Raw genomic sequence first — 21,466 nt, forward strand, 5'->3', positions numbered from 1 at the left:
TTTGGTTTAGTTGGTCGTGCTAATCAGTATAAATATCAATTTATTAAATAAGCATATAAAGATTAAAAACATCTATTATTAACAGCTTATATGGTGATGAATAGCACGATTTAAACAGACAGAGTAGAATTGTTACTCAATATCAGCGTAAAACGACAAAAAGCAGCGAGTTACGCTGCTTTTAAAATATAAATGCTAACTACTTATAAAACGCCACGGCGCTCTTGGTCGCGTTCAATTGATTCAAATAGTGCTTGGAAGTTACCTTCACCAAAGCCACCATCGTCAACTCGCTGAATCATTTCAATAAAAATAGGACCAAATAGGTTTTTAGAGAAAATTTGTAGTAAGTAACAGTTTTCACTTTGGCTATCTACTAGAATTTGATGCTCACGAATTTTTTCTTTATCTTCAGCAACCCAAGGTACACGGTCAAAAATAGTATCGTAGTACTCAGGAATAATATCTAAAGTTGCAATAGTCGATTTATCAAGCTTATCAAGTGAGCTTACTAAGTCGTCAGTTAAAAATGCTAAATGCTGTACGCCAGGGCCATTGTATTCACCAAGGTATTCATCGATTTGGTTATTATCGTTGCCTTTACCTTCGTTAATAGGAATAGAGAAGGTGCCACAAGGCGATTTAAGCGCATACGAAATTAACGCTGTTTTTTGGCCTTTAATGTCGAAGTAGCGAACTTCTGTAAAACCAAATACATCTTTATAAAAGTTAGCCCATTTTTCCATGGTGCCTTTATAAACATTATTAGTTAAATGGTCGATGCGAATAAAGCCTTTATCGTCAACCACGTTTTGCTCGGCTAGATCTTCAAAGTCTTGTGCGTAAATAGAGCCTTTTTCGCCAAATTGCTCAATAAAGTAAATTAAGCTGTCGCCAATGCCATAAATTGCAGGGTAAGGTAAATCTTTATTTGCCGAGTCGGTTGCTGGTTTTGCACCGCGCTCTACCGCTGCTTCAAATGCTTTTTGTGCATTCTCTACTCGCCAACCCATAGAGCAAATAGCCGGGCCATGATCTTTAGCAAACTGTGCCGAAAAACCATCACGCTCGTTATTTAATAAAAAATGAATATCGTTTTGATTGTAATAAACAATGTCTTTACCTTTGAATTTTTTTAGCTTTGAAAAGCCAAAGTCGGTAAATACTTTATCCATGTAATCTGCATCAGGTGTCGCATACTCGGTAAATTCGATACCAACTAAACCTAAAGGGTTATTTACTTCACTCATTATCATTACTCCCGCAATTAAGCACTGCGATTATTTGTTGTCGTATTGCTGTAGATGATTAACTAAATTTGTACTTTGGGGAAGAGGGCGTTGTTATTTAGTAAACAGCGCGTGTGTAAATTTTATAGGACGGTTAGCAGTAAGTTACTTTTTTGCTGAGTGCTTTAAATACGCGTATGTATGAAAATGTTTGAATAAATACGGTGTTTTAAGTTTTAGCTATTGATTTTGTTGTGGTTTATTTTTTATAAAGAGATTTAAGCTAACTTAAATCTCTTTTTTTACTCTAGTAAAAACAAGGTTTTTTGTATTTAATTGTTTACGGTTTGCTATTGTTAAAGAACTTGCTACGTTGCTCTAACCATAAATTAGGTTTTATTGCGGGTGCAAGTTGGTAATGGCGTTCAACACTTTGATTGAGCTCTCGGGTTGTTTGCTTAAAAGTCAGCTTTTTTTGTGCGTTACTTGTAAGCTTTTTCAGTGAAGCTCTGTATCAGAGGTTATAGTATTTACAGGAACTAATAATTTTAAAGTCATTTAAGGGTTACATACCAGCTAGCACTGGTAGTAGTAAGCAATGTACTAATTAGAGGCTGGGTAAAGGGTGTTGATGTTGGGAGTGACTTGATGCGAGGTAAGCAGATAAAAACAATGAAAAAGTAGCTAAACTTATTTTATACAAAATGAAATTTGTATTTAACTATCAAGATAACGCCTCCCCATATTGCTATGGGGAGGCGTTAAAAGCTCATTAATAAAGGTTTAGTTAAGAGGGGATTAAGCTTCCTCGCTTAGCCCCTGTCTTTCCCACACTTTAGATTTAAAGGTCATTAGTACTAAAATAACACCAACACCAATACTAAATAATGCTATTTGTAGGTATAAGTTAGGTATTTCATCAACATTATTTGGATCGAAGTTACCAGCAAGTAATCCTGCAATGATATTACCGATAGAATAAGTTAATACAAATACGCCCATCATTTGGCCTGTGTAGCGACGAGGCGATAACTTACTTACAGCACTTAATGCCACAGGGCTCAAACAAAGCTCACCCACAGTGTGTAAAAAGTAGGTAGTAACAAGCCAGTAAGGTGCTACTTTTAGGCCTTCAGCCGCATAATGCGCTGCCATAAACATAACTAAGAAACCTGTTGCCATTATAATTAAACCAACAGCACATTTTGCACTATAAGATGGTGAAACAAGACGCTTTGACATATTAATCCAAAGCGCTGCAAAAAATGGTGATAGCGCAATAATAAACAGCGAGTTTAATGACTGAAACCAAGTTGTAGGGATTTCAAAAGTACCAATAAGACGGTCAGTATAATCACGTGCAAATAAGTTTAATGATGAACCTGCTTGCTCAAAGCCAGACCAAAAACAGGCTGAAGCTATACATACTAAAAACAGTGCCCACATTCTTTGTTTTTCAGCATCGGTTAACTTACCTTTAAAGTAGATAAGACCAAAATAAACAAAGAAAATAATAGTGAATGCAATCGCAGTATAACCTGCAACTGCCGTTGGATTAATAATTATAGCACCAGTCATAGCTGCGGTAGTTATAGCAGCCGCTATAATGATAAATATAGCAATACTGCCCCATGCGCGAGCAGTACCTTTAGGACCTAAAGGATTAGCTGGTAGAGCACTATGCTCAGGTAAGTTTTTAAGTGAGCGCTTGTATTGCACTAAGCCAATAGCCATACCCACAGCTGCAGCACCAAACGCCCAGTGCCAACCTAGATTTTCCATAAAGTAACCACAAACGTAATAACCAATTAATGAACCTAAGTTAATACCCATGTAGTAAATAGCATACCCGCCATCACGACGTTCATCAGCATCACTGTATAGTTGTCCAACCATAGCGCTGATATTTGGTTTTAGTAAGCCGGTACCCGTTGCTACAAAAATTAAACCAATAAAAAATGAGTAATCATGTGGAATAGCCAAAATAATGTGGCCACACATAATAATAATACCGCCATACCAAACCGCTTTTTGACCGCCGAATAATCTATCAGCTAGCCAACCACCAGGTAAGCCTAAAAAGTATACTGCGCCTGTGTACAAACCGTAAATAGCAGCAGCTGAAGCAACGGTGAAGGCTAAGCCTTCTTGTTGTAAACTTGCTGTCATGAATAATACGAGCATAGCTCGCATACCGTAATAACTCATTCGTTCCCACATTTCGGTGAAGAACAAGGTTGAAAGTCCTTTAGGGTGGCCAAACCAACCACTATCTGGAGCTGAACTCATATTTACTTCCTAACTTTAAGTATTGTTGTAATGGCCTTATATATTTTTGCTTTAGCTATTTAGCGCCATGTATTACACGCTAAATGCTCGACCATCAGTATTGTTTAATGCAGCTAAGGTAATGGTTTGCCGTTAAGGTAGTAAAGCTGTAGGTAAGAGTCACACCCTTATCCTAGCTACAATTGCGCATTAGTATACATAGACCTTAGTGCGAGGGGAAGTGTTAAGCTTTATGGTTTAAACACAATAAACCTTGTTAAAAGTCAGCATAAGGTATTATAGGTTTGCCTGGGAATGCTAATGTGCCGTAAACAGGATTGAAATAGTAACGTACATAAAGTTGTCCAAAGTTAGGCTCATAAAAGTCAGAGCGGTCAATTGCTAAGTAGCCTCCAAAAAACCAATGCGGGGTTACTCGGTACTCAAAACTGCCTTCTAAGTTATACGAAACACCGGCGCTAGTATCACCGTTAAAAGCAGGAACGACGCCTGTTTCAAGCTGGCTTACGAATGCTTGGGCTTGTAAGTCGGGATTGTTTGGAAAAAAGTCAATCGCGTTCGATTTAGTTTGTGAGTAAGAAATACCGGTTTTAATTCGATAAACAAAATCATCTCCCCAACGTGCGTCATAACTTAATGGTAATGAAATACCTATATAGTTTTGCGGGCTGTAATATCCGCCATGACCATAGGTTTCTTCGCTTAAATTAAACTTATAAGACCAATGCAATAAACTGACACCAGCGGTAAATTCACGCTCTTGGTTACTAATAACGCGATAGTAACTGCCCCCCATTAGCCGATAACGTTGATTGTCTTTTACGTTTTGACCTTTATATAATTGAAAGTCGGCACTTGACCAAAACCCCCAATTACCACCCAAGTCGTGCGATAAATTGGCGGTTAGGCCAGTTGAGCGCACGCCACCCCAAACTTTACCTGAGTTTATATCGGTTAAACCAGCATAGGAGAGTACCGAGCTGGTAACAGGGCGTTTTTCAAGTTCTAGGCTGTATCCAAAGTCGCCAAAATCGTCTGCGTAGTTTATGCCCCACACAATGTCTTCAATTAAAAAACCAAGTGGGGTAGTGCCAATATCAACACGCCAGTTTTCATTTTGCCAACCTATACCAATATCAACGCCACTTTCCTTAGGGCTTACTTCATCTAATGAACAGGTAAAAATACACAATGCACCTTGTCCATAGCGGCTACCTGCAAATTGCTCATCAAATAGTGTTGTTTGTGCGCTTATAGTTGTGGGGTCGACTTTAATAAACCCTTGGCCTTGCCAAAGCGGAAAATAAGCTTCCATAGGCATTAAGCCAGCTCCCAGCGTTGCTTCGCTTTGGGTGCTTGTTTGGCCACTAAAATTAACCCCAATGGCAATATAAGCTTGGTTTTTATTTTGTTGATTTATTAACTCACGTTTTGCACCATTAATATACCAAGGGTCAGTATCGTTAATACGCGCTAGGCTGCTGTATAGCTGTTTATCATTGAGAGCTTGGTTAGGCGACAGTGTTTGCTGATACCAGGTATTTGCTTGCTCGACATTGTTAAACTTATCGGCAACTTGAGCTCCTAAGTACCGAAGCTCTTGATCGTTCGGCGATTTATCAACTAATTGCTTCGCAAGATACAGCGCATCACCCGCGTAGTTAAACTCATTAAGGGATGCCATTATTTGTCGTTGTAAGTACCCCTCTTGAGAGGTGCTTTGATTTATAGCCTGTTGCGTAACCTGCTTTGCCTGATAGTCATCACCAAGCTCTCTATAAGCGGTGGCAATAGCCATTAAAGCTTGGGGCTCAAGAGTTTGTTTATTTTGTATTTTTTGCTGATATAAAATAATTGCCGCTTCACGTTGCTCAAGTGCTAAGTTAGCATTTATAAGAGCGGTAGTTATTGCCGACGTATTTTTATATTTTTGGTCAAGCTGGTTTAGCTTAGCGATTAAATCACTACCACTGTAATATTGATTTATATAATTATTATGTAATTGCACATATTGAGCGATTTCGTTTTCAGTTGTGCGCTCTGGCAATGTGTAACTTGTAAACCAGTTATGCGTTTTCTCTTCAATGCCTTGCTCTAAAAGCCATTCACCATAAAGCATATGCCAATATGGAGAAAGTAAAGGCTGTGCTATTAATGCTTTATCAATAAGTTTTATTGCATGCATTTTTTCATCAATTCTATACCAACTACTCGATAGTTTTGCTTGCATTAAAGGCGTTAAATTTTGCGCTTCTAAACTACTTAAATGATAAATTGCAGTCGCTTTGTTTTTAGCATCAAGGTGACGCTCACTTTGTGTTAATGATTCATTAAGTTGAAGTTGTTGTTCTAGCGCAACGATCCCCTCATCTCTGGATTTAAAAGGTATGTATTGTAAGGTTTTTATAGCGCCTTGGTAGTCATCAATAGAGCGTAAAAACAATGCGTGGCTATAACGCATTTGAGGATTTAACGGGAATTGCCAAAGCACATTATTAAACAAGGTACGGGCTTTTTGTGTAAGCCCTTTTTGTTGGTAGATAAATGCTAAATCGTAATACAGCCAAGATTGTTCAGGTGCGACTTCAATAGCTTGTTTTAATATGTCCTCTGCTTGTTCTAAATTTCCAAATTGCGCAAGGCTTGTTGCTTTTGCACGGTATTGGCTACTAAGAGAAATTGAATAAGATTGTTGGATTTGCCTTTTTTGCTTAATAGATAAACCATTATAGAAAGAGGTTAACGCCTGCTCATTTTGTTCAAGCTCTGCTATTTCAAGTAAGCCTAACAAGGCACTATTATTAAGAGGATCATTTTTTAAAACAGTTCGATACGTTATTGCAGCTTGTGTGTATTGGCCCTGAGCAAATTGCAGTAAACCTTTATTATAAAGAACGGTATCAGGATCTTGCTCTAAAACATGGGCTAAATTGAGTTTAAGTTCGGCCGTTTTAAATTCATTATTGTTAATAGCATCTTTAGCTTGGCGTATATAAAGCCAAAATTTTGCAGTTTTTGCTAAACCTTGTAATGTTTCGCGTTCAGCAAAGTCAGCTGTGTATTTTTGTGCGTTAGTAAAGAATTGATATGACTTTTTATTATCACCGAGTCTTAAATAAAGAATACCGAGACTTCGCATAATAGCCCCATCTTGTGGGCGACCTATTAAAGCCTTTAAAAGTAAAGGCTCGGCTTTATTTAACTTGTTTTTATTAAGTAATTCATCACCCGTAACCCAAAGTTGATAAGCCGGATCGGCAAGCAGTATTTGGCGGGCTTTTAGATCCTTTTTAAAGTCTTGATATTGCAGTTCACCTTTGCTGCTAAACGGGTAAAGAGTAAAGTAATTCTGAAATTGTTTATCTGTTTTACTATCTATTGGCATATTAGCTAATGCACTAAGCCAGATTTCTTCTACTTCGTTGCTAAAAGACGAGGTAGAACCATACTTGCTCAATATATTAATTGCATTTTTGTCATTTGGACTTTGTCTGAGTAAGTGCCTTGCGTAAGCTATTTCTACTAGAGCAATGTTAGAATAGCCTTGTAGTAGTTTCTCATAACCGTTTTTAACACTTTGCCATTGGGCACTGTCTTGTGCATACCAGTTTAAATGTTCAAGCTCATAACTAAGATCGGGGTAGGCTGTATCAAAAAGGGTGTTATAAATCTGCTGGGCTTGAACATATTGTCCAGCTCTTGCTAGTAATTTTGCTTGTTGTACTAATGGTTTGTCGGTTGTTTCAATACGGGCAATAACTCGAAGTTGCTCAATACATGGGTGTTGTTTTGCTGCGCCATTATCAAGCTGGTTTAGTAATAAGGTTGCTTTATTAGTTGCGCCGTTAGCAAAGTAATTACGTGCTAAAGCACATTGGGTTTCAATGCGCAGTGGGGCTATAGCAACGAGCTTACGTAAGCTATCTTCAACGAGTTTTTTATTTTTTTGTCCTTTGCCAATATTTATCTGCTTTAATAGCCATGCGACAGACTGAGTGTCTATATCCTCGACTGTTTTAGCACTTAACATTGAGCACGCTACTAAGGCATAAACTAAGCTAAACCTTAACGACATTCATCGCTCCAGTTAGGTTGCAGCGTCCCGTCTGCTAAAATTGCAAAGCGTTTATCTAAGGTACTGCTACCAAATAAATTTAATACACTATCGTAATAACGCGATTTACTAAATGATTGATCAACCATTAACTTTTGTTGAATCGACATTGTTACAGCGTCATTGTCATTATTTGCTGTTGCTAGTAAAGGCAGTAATGCGGCATTAAAGCCAACAGGTCCTCTTTTATCTGAGTTCCCCGTTTGTGCATAGGTATTTAAAGGCACATAACCACGCTTATTTATCGTTTTAATGAAAGGAGCAAACTGTGCGACTAATTGCTTTTTGTAAGGTGCATCCTCTGCCATCATACTTGCCCACAAATAGACTCTAATTGCATTATAGCTTCCCAAGTCGGTTACTTTTTTATCAAAGTAAAAGCCTTTGTTAGTATCAAACATAATCCAATCAGGGCTAACACCTTGCTTACTTGTTTCAAGAATTAGGTTGGCAGAACCGTCATGCAGCTCTTGCCATGGTGAATGAGGATAAAGTTTGCTAAATTGCTGATAAATAAACAGCGGCGAATAGCTTGGATTTAATTTATAGCGCTTGTTATCAAACTCAAAGCCGCTAGGTGCGGGTAATAAAGATAAACCAAGTCCTTTAATATACGCTGTTTCTTCGCGCATTATACGCTGTGCTAGCACGGCTGCTAAAATACGGTAACGGCGGTCATCCCAAAGTATAGCTGCTTGCGATAAGCTATAAGCAATCCATAAATCAGAGTCAGATGCTGGGTTTGAGTCAAGAATATTACCTACGTTGTTTTTATTAACTCCCCATAGCCATGCAGGTAGGCGAGTACTTAAATCGCCTTCGGCTAAATGCTCTTCAGTCCAGTTTAATACTTTATCAAAAGCGGTTTTATCATTGGCAATTAGCGCAAAAAATAGCGCATAGGATTGCCCTTCAGAAGTGGTAATATTTTGCTCGCTGCCTAAATCTATAATCCGACCATCATCACTCATAAAGTGTGTTTTAAACGTTTGCCATTGCTGCCAAGGCGCACATTGTTGTGCGTGGCTCAAAGGAGTAAATAAAATCAGCATTATAAATGCTTTAGTTATAAACAATTTCATTATTTATCTCCTTCAGCTAAACGTTTGTAGGTAAGGGCTTGTAGCAAGCGCCAAATTATAAAAGAAATAAGTAACAGGGTTAAAATAGATAAAAAAGCTAACCCAAATGGATGATCAGATAAATGAAACCAAATTAAAGTATACACAGGTACATACCCAACAAAATAAGTATCATCGGCTTTAATAGAGCTTACACCTTGGCTAGTAATAACGGCAGCGCTGCCTTTAATTTGCGATAACCATTGCGACTCGTTAAATGCAGCATCTAGTAGTTTATAAGCGCTATTAGTACTGGCGGTTAACGACACGATTGAACGCTCAGAGTCAAATGGCGATTGAAACCCTGCAATAACGGCTAAGTCTCCGCTACTAACTAAGCTTACCTGTACATCTACTGTTGTATCAGCATCATAGGCGCCATTATAAAAAGCTTGCTTTATAATTCTGTGGTTATTTTTTAAAAGCTTACTGGTGGGCGCGTTCTCATCAATGTCACTCACCGCTGTATTTGCGGCGGTAATAATCATAATATCTTTGTCATCATAATTACTATTATCGTCACTGACTGATTGTATTTCTAAACGGTGTCCAGGGTAGCCTGTGATAGCACCAAAGCGACCGGTTAAATTGAGTAGCAAAGTGATTGCTTCAGGTGTTGGATTATCATCTAAAATAACCAAGGTTTGATGTAAGTCGGCATATTTAGTAAATGGGAAACCGCTATTAGCAAATACATTTAAATCGGGTAGGGCAATGTAATGATGAAACCCACTAACATCAATATTTGAATTACCATCTATTACGCCATACTCCCCTCCTGCAGGTACAACAGAGCATTCTCCCTTTTTAAGTACACCAAAGCGAAAGTCAAAGTTAAGCTCATTTCTAATTGCTAAGTTAATCCCATTTAAGGAAAAATCTTCTGCGTTTTTTGTGGTATCTGTATTACCAATTAAAGGCATAATTGTTTTGGTTTTACTTAGTAATGAATCATTTTTACTGAGTAAAAAACCACTAATAAACTCTTGATTAATTAGCATGTTTAGGCGTGAGTCAAGCATGCTGCTCTCAGGCGTATTTCTATATTGCAGCGTAATTGGAATACCTTTTTCGCGCCAAGTAAATAAATCAGGTGCAAGGCGTACGTTTAATTTTACCGGGCCATTATTTAAGCCCTGAGCTTGTAATTGTTTTGGGTAGTCAATTAACTCATCAAAATGTACGGGGCGATCGCCTCTTAACCAGCGAGGAGCATCATATGCTTCTCTTAGCGGGAGCTGATTAATAGCCTCTATACTAGCGGTGCGACCCGTCATCAGTTTATGACCAAATGCTAAACCCGTTACTGCAGTTTTTAAATCAGCAGTGTCTTTGCCCACTATAAGTAACATTTTTTTATAGCGATGGAGTGGGTTAGAAATAATTTCAATTGTTGGTTTATCAACATCAGGGTAGTCACGTAAAAAATCAGGCTTAGAGTCGTTAGTGATAAACACCACGCTATGTTCATTAGGTGCTTTATTTTTTAATAACGGAAATTGTGCTCCGCGCCAATCGGCTTGTGCACCAAACCAGCTAGATAAAGTGGCGGCAGCTTCAATGGCTCTCGAATTCAAGTATTAAGTGCAATCATTATGCAGCCACCAGTATTTCTGATTGCCCCGTAAATAATTCATGAGGGGTTTTATACCCTCTTGTTTTTCTTGGCCGATGGTTGAGCTTATCAACTGCCGCCTGTATCTCTGCTTCACTTAGCGCCATAAAGTCAGTTCCCTTGGGGAAGAAGCGTCTAAGTAAGCCGTTGGTATTCTCATTTATGCCCCGCTCCCATGATGAATAGGGATGAGCGAAATACACATCAGCTTCTAATGCTTGTGCAACATGCTCATGGTGAGCAAACTCTTTTCCATTATCTAACGTCACGGTAATAACCCTATCTTTATATGGTGTCATACACTTGATCAGCGCATCGGCTGTTATTTTCGCATGCTTGCTTTCAATTCTGTGAACGACTGTATATAACGTTTTACGTTCAACCATTGTGACAAGCGCATTTTTACGCCCTTTACCTATCACTGTATCGCCCTCCCAATCACCAATCCTAGACTTTGAATCCACAATACTTGGGCGTTCATCAATGCTGACTCGATTAACTATCTGTCCACGTTTATCATAGCTTCCATAGCGTTTTTTATACTTTTTACATGCACGAGTGAGTGTCTTATGTAGCTTGCCACCACGAGCCTTGTCTCTGTAAATATATTGATAAATTGTTTCATGATGTAAAACGACCTGTTTCTCTAAAGCTAAGCGGCCTGCCACTTGCTCAGGGGAAAGTCCGTCATGCAACAATTTATTAATCCAGTGAGTGACGTCCTCTGTTAACTTACTTGCTTTGAAAGATGACTTACGTCTTTGTTCAGCAAAGTTATTGGCTTGGTTAGGCCGATAGCCTTTAAGTCCTTTATTGCGTTTTAGCTCTCTAGAAATAGATGACGGTGAACGAGTTAGTTCTTCAGCTATCTGCTTTTGGTTATTTCCTGCTTTTATTAACGCGTAAATCTGGTATCTTTCTTCTTGTGTCAGCTGTTTATATTTCATTAAAGCAATTTCCTTTGGCGAGAAAATGGCCGAATTATAACAGCTGGCCATCTAATCTGAGAAATTGCACTTATTATCCGAATTTAGGGCTTCTTTGTTTGGCGTTGTAGCAAATATAAATGGCAGGTTTAATTTACTAAAATCTTTACTATCAAAAAAGGGTTCAGGTAAATACTCTAAACGACTATCAATAGCCAGCTCAGTCTGATCAAGAGTAATATTGCTTGATTTACTTATTTCAACCCAAATAGAGCGATTATGGTAATCATGACAGGTCAAGTCGTAATAGCCCACTAACTCAAAACGAATTTGATTAAAGTCTTGTATGTATTTTGAATTGAGTTGAATGTTATGCGTAATTAAGTTTTCAACGGTACTAAGCTGTTTATTAACAGGTAATACTGTGACTAAGTTTTCATTAAAATATACTTTTAAGTGTGAAACATTAGCAAGCAATGATGGCGAGTTAGTATAAGAAAAGTTAAGCATTAAGTTTTTGCTTAGTTTATCTATACTGTTGGTAAAATCGACGCGAGAATTATTGTTTACTCCATCTAGTTTATAGTTAGTAAAACCTAAAGCATTAAAATCAAGTTTTAAGCCCGATACGGCTGCACTTTCGGGGTAACCATTTGCAAAAAGTGATTTATTTGACATAGGTTCGATAGCAATAACGTGCCACGCCGTACTAGTAAACAGAAGTAGGGTGAGTGTATTAAGCAACATTTTAATCATAATTATTCTGCACTATCGGTTTTTTGGGAATGAATGAATTTACGTAAATAACTAAATTAGTCATAAACTTAATAATAGGTTGAAGTTGTCTTGGTGCGTGAAACAATATATTAGTAAACCCTCGCAAACTTGTTTTTTTAACTTCTTTAAAGCTATAAGATGGGCGATCATGTTTAAAATTGTTTTGCCAATCTAACCAAGCATCAGCTCTTGAAAAAGTACACTGAATAAACGCCAGTTGCTTTTCTATACTGAGATCTTTGAGTGTAAGACCAAATTGCTTCTCCCGAGTATTAGTTACATAGGTAGTAAACGAAAACTGCTTATTACCTCTGCTCATTAATAGCTCTATTTTATCGTTAACCCTGCATAAATGCGCATGCTCGGTTTCAATACCTACTCCGTTATCAGAGTAGTCGGTAATTTTAACTTTTAAAGTATGTCCATTCGCTAAACGAATACCCGCCGGAAAGTTTGCTTTTACGCGGTGTGAGTTTCTTACTTGACGAGCTTCAGCTGCTACCGCGACGGCAGCACCTAAAATAATAATATTATAGGTGGCCCATGCCATACTAATAATTAGCACTCCAATTTGATTTGGCTCACCAAAAAAGGCTCTTAAAGTACCCACAATAATGCCTAATAAGTTAATCGCGAGTAATACCATATAGGGTTTAGAAATACCCCAATCATAATGCTCTTTATTATTAAGTCCCCCTTTTTCAGTTACATTAAACTTGCCTTTATTTGGGTTAAATAAAGCAACTGTGGTGGGTTTTAATATATACCAAGCCAGTACTGTTTCGTAAACTTCACCCCAAAATGAGTACCTGTATTTACCTTGAATACGTGAGTTAGTCGCTTTTACTTGAATGAGTGTGGGTACAACATAAATAAATATGGCTAAAAATGGTGCGTAGATAATATAAGCGTTGAAATAGATGAGTGCTAAAGGAGCGGTTAAAAATACAATGCGAGGAACCCCAGATAAAAAGTGTAGCATGGCATTTATATAGCACAATCGTTGTGGCAGGTTTAACCCTTTGCCTAATAGCGGGTTATCAAGACGAAATATTTGCGCCATACCACGTGCCCAACGAATTCGTTGGCCAATATGAGCCGATAAACTGTCGGTGGCTAATCCCGCGGCTTGTGGAATATTAATATAAGCTGTTTTATAACCTGCGCGCTGCATTCTTAGTGCTGTGTGCGCGTCTTCAGTTACGGTTTCAAACGCAAAGCCGCCTATATCATCAAGTGCTTGGCGTTTTAATACCGCACACGAGCCACAAAAGAAGGTAGCGTCCCACATATCATTTCCATCTTGAATTAGGCCATAAAACAGCATGTTTTCGTTAGGGACTTGACTGTGGTTATTTAAATTTCTTTCAAAGGGATCGGCTGAAAAAAAGTGATGCGGGGTTTGCACTAAGCATACCTTACTATCTTTTAAAAACTGCCCCATGGTCATTTGTAAAAATGATCGAGCAGGAACGTGGTCGCAATCAAAAATAGCAATGTATTCGCCATCTGTATAGCGCATCGCACTATTCATATTACCCGCTTTGGCATGATTATTATCAGGGCGAGTTAAATAGCCTACGCCAACTTGTTCAGCAAATTGAGCAAACTCAGGGCGTTTGCCATCATCTAATATGTATACATTAAGCTTATCTGCGGGCCAATCAATGCTCATCGCCGCGAGTGTAGTGGGTTTCACTACGCTCAGAGGTTCATTATAGGTTGGAATATAAACGTCTACGGTTGGCCATAGGTCGGTATTTTTAGGCATGGCAATAGGTTTACGCTCAAGCGGGTTAATAGTTTGGAAAAAACCAAGAATTAGTACTAGCCAAGCATAGGTTTCAGCAAGCAATAAGCCCAAACCTAGGAATAAAGCGAGAGGATCATCCCAATTTAGTGTTTCAGTGTACCGCCACCATAAATAGCGCGAGGAGGTAGTGACCGATAGGGTGATCATGATAATAGTCGCCATTTGCCCTTTTACTCGTCTTAGTGAATAGGCTACCAATAAAATAAAACTAATAAATACAGCTTGAGCCTCTAAGCTAAACGGAATAGTGATAAAAATAGCCATTAAAAATAATATAAATGTAATAGCAATATATTTTATAAGTTTATTTTGCCAGATACTCGCATCTGCCATTGTTTTAAAAGCACTTTTTTTTGTTTTTTTAGTGCTTTTAGATAATAAACTTTTTAGTAACTTCCCTAGCTTTAAGTCAATCCAGCGTAGTTGTCTAAATGTATAGTTTACTGACGAGTGAAAATAATGAGTAATAGGCTCTTTTACAGCGCTATTTTTAGGCTCATATTTAAAAAACAATAAAAATAAACTTTGTAATACAAAGCGCAGGCTATTTGAGTAAATAAAGCTACGATAAGGTAACTTTAACTGCGGGTAATATGTACGCAAAGAGTTATGAGTAGTTAATTTATGAGGATTAAACTTTATAAATAATGAGCTAATAAGCGTTATAAAAGGAAATAAAAACGCTTCTACTACATTCATTTTGTGTTGATTAAAATAACTATGAAATTTAAACATCACGAAGCGAGCTAGCTTTTCTGTAAATAAAAGGCGCAAAAATAAATATAAAGTACGATTTAATGGGCGCCTATTTAAGGTACTCATAACTATAACGCTGCCTTGCTGACCAACCAGCCAGCAAGTGTTTCAATGTCGTCATTTGCTACACTATAGGGGGCGCAATTAAATGCAACATTACGATAAGCAGTCGCCTCTTTAACAACTTCATCATGGTTAATAAAGAAAGGGGCTATTAGCGGCAGTGTTGTTTGCCACAGTGCAAACAAATCAAACTCAAGTAATGAAGCTGAATTGTATTTGTTGACTAAAAAGTAGTGTTTCCAGTTATTCTTAGACTTTTTAAGTGCTAGTAAGCGCTTGTGAATTAAGCTGTGGCAAGTTGCATCACAGTTTACTAACTCAACAAAAATATCGTCGTGATTTAAACTGTAATGCGTAATATCTATATGTGAAGGGCAGTCGTATAGCATCCATGTATCAGGAGCAAAGTCTAATTGCTGGCAGCTATTTACTGTATCTATAACATCATCTGTTGTGGCTGAATTATCGCCAAAGGGCAGAAATATAATGCCATTACTATCTTGTTGAAACATTGATAGCGCATCATTAAATGTTTCAGCGTTACTCCAACCAAGAGTTTGTGTCCAAGGTAAACCAAAATGTAAGCTTAAATCACTTTTTGCGTCTAAGTCGATAGCAATAACATCAACATCTGATTTTTTAAGTGCGCATGCGAGGTTGGCTACAATAGATGTGCCTCCTGTACCGCCTTTTATCCCTTTTATGAAAACTCTTTGCACTTTATTAAGCTACCTATTTATTTTGTGGTATTAACTGCACTGTCTATTTCCTTTAATAAAGGATACTTATTTATTGTTTTTATATTTTGTTGTTGATTAACTATTTCGACATAATCGTCACTTTGGCCGCCAAAGCGATGCGATAAGTTTTTAATGTCATTAGATGTTAACGTTTTTGACTCTTTAAAAGCTAAGCTTCTCATTGATAGTTATACTGCTTTGTTAATAGACTTTATTTTTTTAAAGTGGACTTTATTTAGCTATTATATATAGAATAGTGGTTAAAACTAGTGAAAAAGTATTTTAAAATAAGGGTTCTTAATTGCATCAGCTTAACATATCGGGATTAGCGCCTTTTGCTCAAGAGCTAAAAGTAACCTCAAGCTATGCTGTTTTAGCCCCTCAAGACAATATAGTTATCGAATTTGCGTTACAAAGCGTTAACGAAAGTTGTGCATGCAATATATTTATTGCATCTGCGCAGATTGAATCTTTTTTTGAGCTTCCTTCCTCAACTAATTTAATTACAGCTTATGAAAATAACCAGGTGCATTCATTTTCATTTAGCGCACAAAATAAAGACTTTGGTATTAAAGAGTTAGTAAAAAAAATGCTCAGTGAACTAAGTATTTACTCAGAAATAACCGAATCCTTAGTGTTTATTCATTTAAGTACGATGCAATTAGAGTCTATAAAAGAGCCAGAAGTTGAACAGCTGATGGAGTACTTTACGAAGTTTACTAAGCGCACTAATGCAACTTTGTTACTATTAGTTTCTGGGCCTGAAGTTGTTAAGTATCGCTTTTTAATCAGGCGTTTAAATAAATTATTCGATGGCAGTGTTTTTATTGATAATGATGCTGCAATACGTACCATCGACTATGATTACTGGCGCCATAGCACAGGTATATTAGCTAACGAGCAATATCAGTTGGTTTTTAAACACAATAAATTAATAGCAAAGCAAGCTATAGGTAACGAAGTAGAAAAGCCCGGTAGTAAGAACTTTTTTGATGAAGACGATGTGTGGCTTGTACAAAATGCAGTTCCTGAGGGGACTAAGTTGCCAGCACATTATCGCATTGTGGGTGATAATAAAGACTTATATAAAAAAGGCCCCAGGATAGAAGCTGCTACGCTTGTTTTTTCGGTAACCCGATATACTGATCTAAAACAACTAGCAACACATTGTTTTGAATTAAGAAAACACTGTGGTCGTTGGCTAAAGTTAGTAATTCAAAATGTAGATGGTATTATTCGTCATCAAGATGAGTGTTTATTTTTAACTCTTGGAGTAAACCTTATTTTATATAGTTTTTCTGAGCCGTCACGATTATTATCGCAAATTCAGTCAATTCAAGGTTTTCAATTCTCCAGACCCTTACCGCCTTCTGTTGAGCATGTACTGCAGTACACAGAAAATACTTTTTCGAAGGGGTATTTACCTTTTATAGAATTTACTCGCCAGGTTGAAATACACAGCAACTCCGCGGTTAATTTAGGAGTGAGTGGTGTGTTAGTCAAATTAGAGCTATTACCAAGAATAGACCCTATACATCCGCTGCATTTATTTCACATAAAGCGCGAAGGGGATTTGTTAAGTGTTGCTGAAAATACAATTTATTTATATTTACACGCGTGTAGAGAAAACGATGTAGATAATGCGATTAAACATTTATTTAAGTTAGAAATCAGTGACTTTTTTGTACAGCAAAACCTGATGTCGGAGCATTTTTATATTCAACAAGAATGTAAGCAACTTAGGCGTTTTTATAAAGATAAAAGCGTTATCGATTATTCTGAGCAGCTAACTGAAAACAACAGTTATGAGTTTGCCCCAAGTTTTATTAATAATTCAGCTATTGATATAGACAGCCCCGAACTTGTTATTACAGAGCGCGCAGATGCAACGCCTATTGTAATGAAGCTAAGGATATAAATTATGAGTATGAATCAATTTATTATTACGACCTTATTGGCAATGTTGCTCGGTGGTATATTGTGCCTAGCGGGTTCGTTTATATTATCTAAATTAAAAACATACTATCTACAGCTCACTTTTAAACACCAAGTTTTAGAGCCGTACATATTTAAAAAAAATGAAAAGGACAAACCGTGAAGTTATCGGGTTTAGGTATTTGGAATCTCTATTTTTTAGTAAAGTTTGTACTTTTTTATTATGGTGCCATAAAATTTGATTTTTTAAGTAATGCTGCTTTAGCTGCCTTATTTGCACTTACCTTTAGTAATTCACAAGTAGATAAGTTAAAGCACTTTATTGGCGCGGTGTTTGCGATTGTATTGCTTTATAAAGATTCATGGTTACCTCCAATTGATAGATTAAACAAACAAGCGGGAAATATTCAAGATTTTAGTTTAGGTTATTTTGTTGAGTTGTTTGGCCGCATAGTTAATTACGATATGCTGTTGGGCTTATTTATTATTGTTATTTGTTTTTGGTATACCTCGCAGTGGATCCGCTTTACTACAGTAACAATAGCTGGATTAATTTTTATAGGTTACCAGGGGGCGTTAAAGCCAAATGATATGGCAGTGTCGGTGCAAAATGCGCCTAATCAAGAGCAAGAGTTTAGTAATACTGCTGTAGTTACCCAAAAGCTAGATTCAGCAGATCAGCAATTAAATGATTTTTATAAGCAGCAGAGCCAATTAGTTAGCTACTTTCCAGATGAGTATAACGGCACGCAATTTGACGTTGTTGTTTTAAATATATGCTCCCTAGCTATTGCAGACTTAAACGCTATAGGCGTTAGTTTAGATGATGTTTATAGTGATTTTGATATTGTTTTTTCTGATTTTAATTCAGCTACGTCCTACAGTGGTCCTGCCGCTATTAGGTTACTACGGGCAAGTTGTGGGCAAACAAGCCAACCAGCACTATTTGATGATGCGCCAGAGCAATGTCACTTATTTAATAACCTAGAAAAACTAGGATACGACAGTCATTTAGTTATGAATCATGATGGCCATTTTGACGGCTTTAAAGATTTGGTGAAAAAACAAGGTAAGCTAAATAGCCCACTATTTGATACCACATCATTACCTGTTGCGCAGTATAGCTTTGACAGTAAACCTATTTATTCAGACGAGGCAGTGCTCAATAGTTGGCTTGAAGAGCAAGGCGATAGCTGCGCACCATGCGCTATGTATTACAATACGATTAGCTTGCACGATGGCAATCAACTGGCTAATAGCAGGCGCATGAATAGTGATGAAAGTTATCCTGTTAGACAACAAAATTTATTTTCAGATATTAATCAGTTTATTAAAAACTTAGAAAAACGCGGCCGCAACGTGATGCTAATGTTAGTGCCAGAGCATGGCGCTGCACTGCAAGGCGACAAAGTACAATTTGCAGGGCTGCGCGAAATACCAAGCCCTTCAATAGTAACAGTGCCAGCGGCAATTAAGTTTATAGGTCCTGACTTGCCTCGTATGTCGCAAATAACAGTGGCAAATACAAGCAGCTACTTTGCTCTATCTGAGCTGATAACTAAGGTGATGAAGAGTAATTACTTTGCAGGGAAAAGTAATAATATGGCAGAATTAGTGAGTCAGTTACCCACTTCGCAAAAAGTAGCAGAAAATGCCGGAACAATAATGATGTATGTTAATAAACGTCCATATATTCAATTAGATGGCGGTGAGTGGACTTTATATCCCCGAGGGTGAGTTATTTTTTTATATTTAGCTCAAGCAAAAAAAATGCATATATGTCCAAATTTGTTTACATTAAACTATCCAGCTGATCAGAGTTAGCGTATTATTCAGCGCAAATAGTTTCCCCTTATTTGAGGCTGTATGCGTTTAGATATTCATTGTGCGGATCGAGTTGGTATTGCTCAAGAAATCCTTAATATTTTAGTTAACTATAATGTTGATTTAAAAGGGATTGAAGTCGACTCAGTTAATTGTCGTATGTATGTTAGCTTTCCTGAAATAGAATTTGAGCAGTTTCAAAAAATCATGCCATCAATTCGCTTAATTGATGGTGTGCATGATGTACGCACCACGGCATTTTTACCCTCAGAGCGTGAACATAACGAATTAAATACGCTACTAAGAGCACTACCCGATGGCGTTATTTCTATAGATGCCAAAGGTTGGGTGCGTTTATGTAATGACGCAGCGTGCAAAGATTTACAACTAACAGAAAAAGAAGTTATTGGTGCCAATATTAATAACTTACTTAAAGGTTTTAATTTCACTCGCTGGCTTGAGGGTAAAGAAGTACTTGGCCAAACTACGCGCGTAGAAGTGGCAGGTGAAGATTTTATTGCGGATATTTTACCCATTGCCGTTCCGCAAAGTAACGAAGGCGATGTGCTAGCCGGGGCGGTAATAAATATTAAATCGCAAAGTCGCTTAGGCCAACAAGTAAGTGCTTTTAGACGCTATGGACAAGAGAGCTTTGCTACTATTCATAACTTTAGCACTGCAATGCGCCGAGTAGTGCGTGAAGCACGTAAAATGGCGCAGTTAGAAGCGCCTATTTTAATTACTGGCGAAACCGGTACTGGTAAAGAGTTGCTCGCACGTGCATGTCATTACGCTTCTAATCGCTCTGTTAAGCCTTTTATTGCTTTGTCGTGTGCTTCGCTACCCGATGATGTGGCCGAATCTGAATTATTTGGTTATGCCGGTTACGAAGAAAACGCCGCGCCAAAACGTGGCGTACTTGAACAAGCCGATGGCGGTACTGTATTTTTGGATGAAGTGGGCGAAATGTCTACTCAATTACAAACCAAGTTACTGCGCTTTTTACAAGATGGCACATTTAGAAAAGTAGGCGATGAAAACGAAGTAAAAGTTAATGTACGTATTGTTGCTGCCACTCAAAAAGACTTACCTGCTATGGTACAAGAGGGGGTTTTTAGGGAAGACTTATATTACCGTATTAACGTTTTAACGCTAGAAATAGCACCACTGAGAGATCGCAAAGCCGATGTGGGGCCGCTTGCTGAGCACTTTATTCAAAAGTACGCACAGCAAAATGGTCATGACGTGCCGTTGTTATCACAAGAGTGTTTAAGCTTTTTACAAGATTATCCGTGGCCGGGTAATGTGCGCCAATTAGAAAACGCAATTTACCGTGCTGTGTCTTTGTTAGATGACAGTGAATTACGCGTTGAGCATTTACAGCTCCCTACATTTACCCATGATTTAGGGTATTTAGAATCAGATTTTGAAGGCTCACTTGATCAAGCAGTTAAACGCTTTGAAGCTACGTTATTACGTAAGCTATATCCTGCTTATCCTAGTTCACGCCAACTAGCAAAGCGCCTTGGTTTAAGCCACACCGCGGTGGCAAACAAGTTACGTGATTATGGTATTAATCGTAAAACAGTAAAAGTTTAGTAACGCAAAGTAATAACTATAAGCTTAAACGTGCGCGGGTAGCTTATAGTTATTTACTTTAATAAAGTAAACTTTGGCTAAACGCGTGTGATACACTTAATTTAACTTTAACTGGTAAGACCTCTGCCGTGAACTTATACATTCGACTTATTTTATTGTTTTTTAAAATTAAACGTAACCATGACTATCAACACTTACTTGATACGGTAGATATTGATTACAAAGCCCTACCTACAGATTGCGATATAAACTTACATTTAACTAATTCACGTTACTTGGCTATGATGGATTTATCGCGCACTTGGATGACAGAGCGGGTGGGTTTATTAAAGCACATATTAAAACGTCGTTGGTTTCCAATTGTAAACGCGACTGCTATTACTTATATTCGCGATATAAAACCTATGCAGCGTTATACAATTAGCACCCGTTTAGTGGGCTGGGATCATAAGTACTTTTATATAGAGCAAAAATTTCACTCTCAGCGTGGCTTACACGCAATTGCTTATGTGCGCGGCGTATTTAAAAGTAAAAAGGGCATAATTAGCATTGAAGAAATGCTGGAAGTAGCTGACTTTAAAGGTGTAGCCCCTATTTTACCAAGTGAAGTAATGCACTGGAAAGAAATGTTAGAGCAGAAAAAAGTAACTAATTTACCACGATAA

General features: G+C 37.7%; 12 protein-coding genes and 2 pseudogenes. 4 read left to right on the forward strand and 10 right to left on the reverse strand.

All coding sequences use genetic code 11. The annotated features are described in order from the left end of the window. Window positions 1-203: 203 nt before the first annotated feature. The 10 genes and pseudogenes from hppD to bcsR form a co-directional block, all read right to left on the reverse strand. Window positions 204-1,250 (reverse strand): 4-hydroxyphenylpyruvate dioxygenase, encoded by a 1,047-nt coding sequence (gene hppD / locus CIK86_RS02820; protein WP_011328825.1) that lies wholly within the window; start codon window positions 1,248-1,250, stop codon window positions 204-206. Window positions 1,251-2,027: 777 nt separating this feature from the next. After that, window positions 2,028-3,518, reverse strand: coding sequence for a peptide MFS transporter (locus tag CIK86_RS02825; RefSeq protein ID WP_086998868.1), 1,491 nt, complete (start codon window positions 3,516-3,518; stop codon window positions 2,028-2,030). A gap of 256 nt (window positions 3,519-3,774) precedes the next feature. After that, complete coding sequence (locus CIK86_RS02830; RefSeq protein WP_086998871.1) at window positions 3,775-7,593, reverse strand: cellulose synthase subunit BcsC-related outer membrane protein; 3,819 nt, start codon at window positions 7,591-7,593, stop codon at window positions 3,775-3,777. After that, on the reverse strand, window positions 7,584-8,714 hold the full coding sequence (gene bcsZ / locus CIK86_RS02835; protein ID WP_086998873.1) for a cellulose synthase complex periplasmic endoglucanase BcsZ: 1,131 nt from the start codon (window positions 8,712-8,714) through the stop codon (window positions 7,584-7,586). The genes CIK86_RS02830 and bcsZ overlap by 10 nt, the downstream gene beginning before the upstream one ends. After that, window positions 8,714-10,327: pseudogene (locus tag CIK86_RS02840) on the reverse strand (cellulose biosynthesis cyclic di-GMP-binding regulatory protein BcsB); the annotation flags it as partial. The pseudogene CIK86_RS02840 and the gene bcsZ, both read right to left, overlap by 1 nt. A 19-nt stretch (window positions 10,328-10,346) precedes the next feature. Beyond that, window positions 10,347-11,315 (reverse strand): IS30 family transposase, encoded by a 969-nt coding sequence (locus CIK86_RS02845; protein WP_096317079.1) that lies wholly within the window; start codon window positions 11,313-11,315, stop codon window positions 10,347-10,349. Between the two features lie 84 nt (window positions 11,316-11,399). Next, window positions 11,400-12,050, reverse strand: a pseudogene (locus CIK86_RS02850) (cellulose biosynthesis cyclic di-GMP-binding regulatory protein BcsB); the annotation flags it as partial. Beyond that, entirely contained in the window at window positions 12,043-14,706 is a 2,664-nt protein-coding gene (bcsA, locus tag CIK86_RS02855) for a UDP-forming cellulose synthase catalytic subunit (protein ID WP_086998522.1), read from the reverse strand. The pseudogene CIK86_RS02850 and the gene bcsA, both read right to left, overlap by 8 nt. Before the next feature lie 2 nt (window positions 14,707-14,708). After that, window positions 14,709-15,422: a cellulose biosynthesis protein BcsQ gene (bcsQ, locus tag CIK86_RS02860; RefSeq protein ID WP_086998519.1), complete on the reverse strand. Its 714-nt coding sequence runs from the start codon at window positions 15,420-15,422 to the stop codon at window positions 14,709-14,711. Between the two features lie 17 nt (window positions 15,423-15,439). Beyond that, entirely contained in the window at window positions 15,440-15,625 is a 186-nt protein-coding gene (gene bcsR, locus CIK86_RS02865) for a BcsR/BcsP family cellulose biosynthesis protein (RefSeq protein WP_086998516.1), read from the reverse strand. 119 nt (window positions 15,626-15,744) lie between these two features. On the opposite strand from bcsR, the gene bcsE reads away from it, so the two are divergent. The 4 genes from bcsE to CIK86_RS02885 all read left to right on the forward strand — a co-directional run bounded on the left by bcsE (window position 15,745) and on the right by CIK86_RS02885 (window position 21,466). Next, window positions 15,745-17,361, forward strand: coding sequence for a cellulose biosynthesis protein BcsE (bcsE, locus tag CIK86_RS02870; protein ID WP_086998513.1), 1,617 nt, complete (start codon window positions 15,745-15,747; stop codon window positions 17,359-17,361). Between the two features lie 176 nt (window positions 17,362-17,537). Further along, complete coding sequence (gene bcsG / locus CIK86_RS02875; RefSeq protein ID WP_086998510.1) at window positions 17,538-19,115, forward strand: cellulose biosynthesis protein BcsG; 1,578 nt, start codon at window positions 17,538-17,540, stop codon at window positions 19,113-19,115. Window positions 19,116-19,244: 129 nt separating this feature from the next. Further along, a complete protein-coding gene (gene tyrR, locus CIK86_RS02880; RefSeq protein WP_011328814.1) occupies window positions 19,245-20,801 on the forward strand; it encodes a transcriptional regulator TyrR in 1,557 nt (518 codons plus the stop codon). Between the two features lie 128 nt (window positions 20,802-20,929). Continuing rightward, the gene (locus CIK86_RS02885; RefSeq protein ID WP_011328813.1) at window positions 20,930-21,466 is read left to right on the forward strand and encodes a thioesterase family protein; all 537 of its coding nucleotides are present in this window, start codon (window positions 20,930-20,932) and stop codon (window positions 21,464-21,466) included.

Origin of the sequence: Pseudoalteromonas sp. JB197, assembly GCF_002332205.1 — a bacterium.
In the GTDB taxonomy this organism is placed as follows: domain Bacteria; phylum Pseudomonadota; class Gammaproteobacteria; order Enterobacterales; family Alteromonadaceae; genus Pseudoalteromonas; species Pseudoalteromonas nigrifaciens.

Coding starts and splice junctions, on each gene's coding strand:
- hppD (WP_011328825.1), bottom strand. CDS start 1,250: ATGAGTGAAGTAAATAACCCTTTAGGTTTAGTTGGTATCGAATTTACC.
- CIK86_RS02825 (WP_086998868.1), bottom strand. CDS start 3,518: ATGAGTTCAGCTCCAGATAGTGGTTGGTTTGGCCACCCTAAAGGACTT.
- CIK86_RS02830 (WP_086998871.1), bottom strand. CDS start 7,593: ATGTCGTTAAGGTTTAGCTTAGTTTATGCCTTAGTAGCGTGCTCAATG.
- bcsZ (WP_086998873.1), bottom strand. CDS start 8,714: ATGAAATTGTTTATAACTAAAGCATTTATAATGCTGATTTTATTTACT.
- CIK86_RS02845 (WP_096317079.1), bottom strand. CDS start 11,315: ATGAAATATAAACAGCTGACACAAGAAGAAAGATACCAGATTTACGCG.
- bcsA (WP_086998522.1), bottom strand. CDS start 14,706: ATGAGTACCTTAAATAGGCGCCCATTAAATCGTACTTTATATTTATTT.
- bcsR (WP_086998516.1), bottom strand. CDS start 15,625: ATGAGAAGCTTAGCTTTTAAAGAGTCAAAAACGTTAACATCTAATGAC.
- tyrR (WP_011328814.1), top strand. CDS start 19,245: ATGCGTTTAGATATTCATTGTGCGGATCGAGTTGGTATTGCTCAAGAA.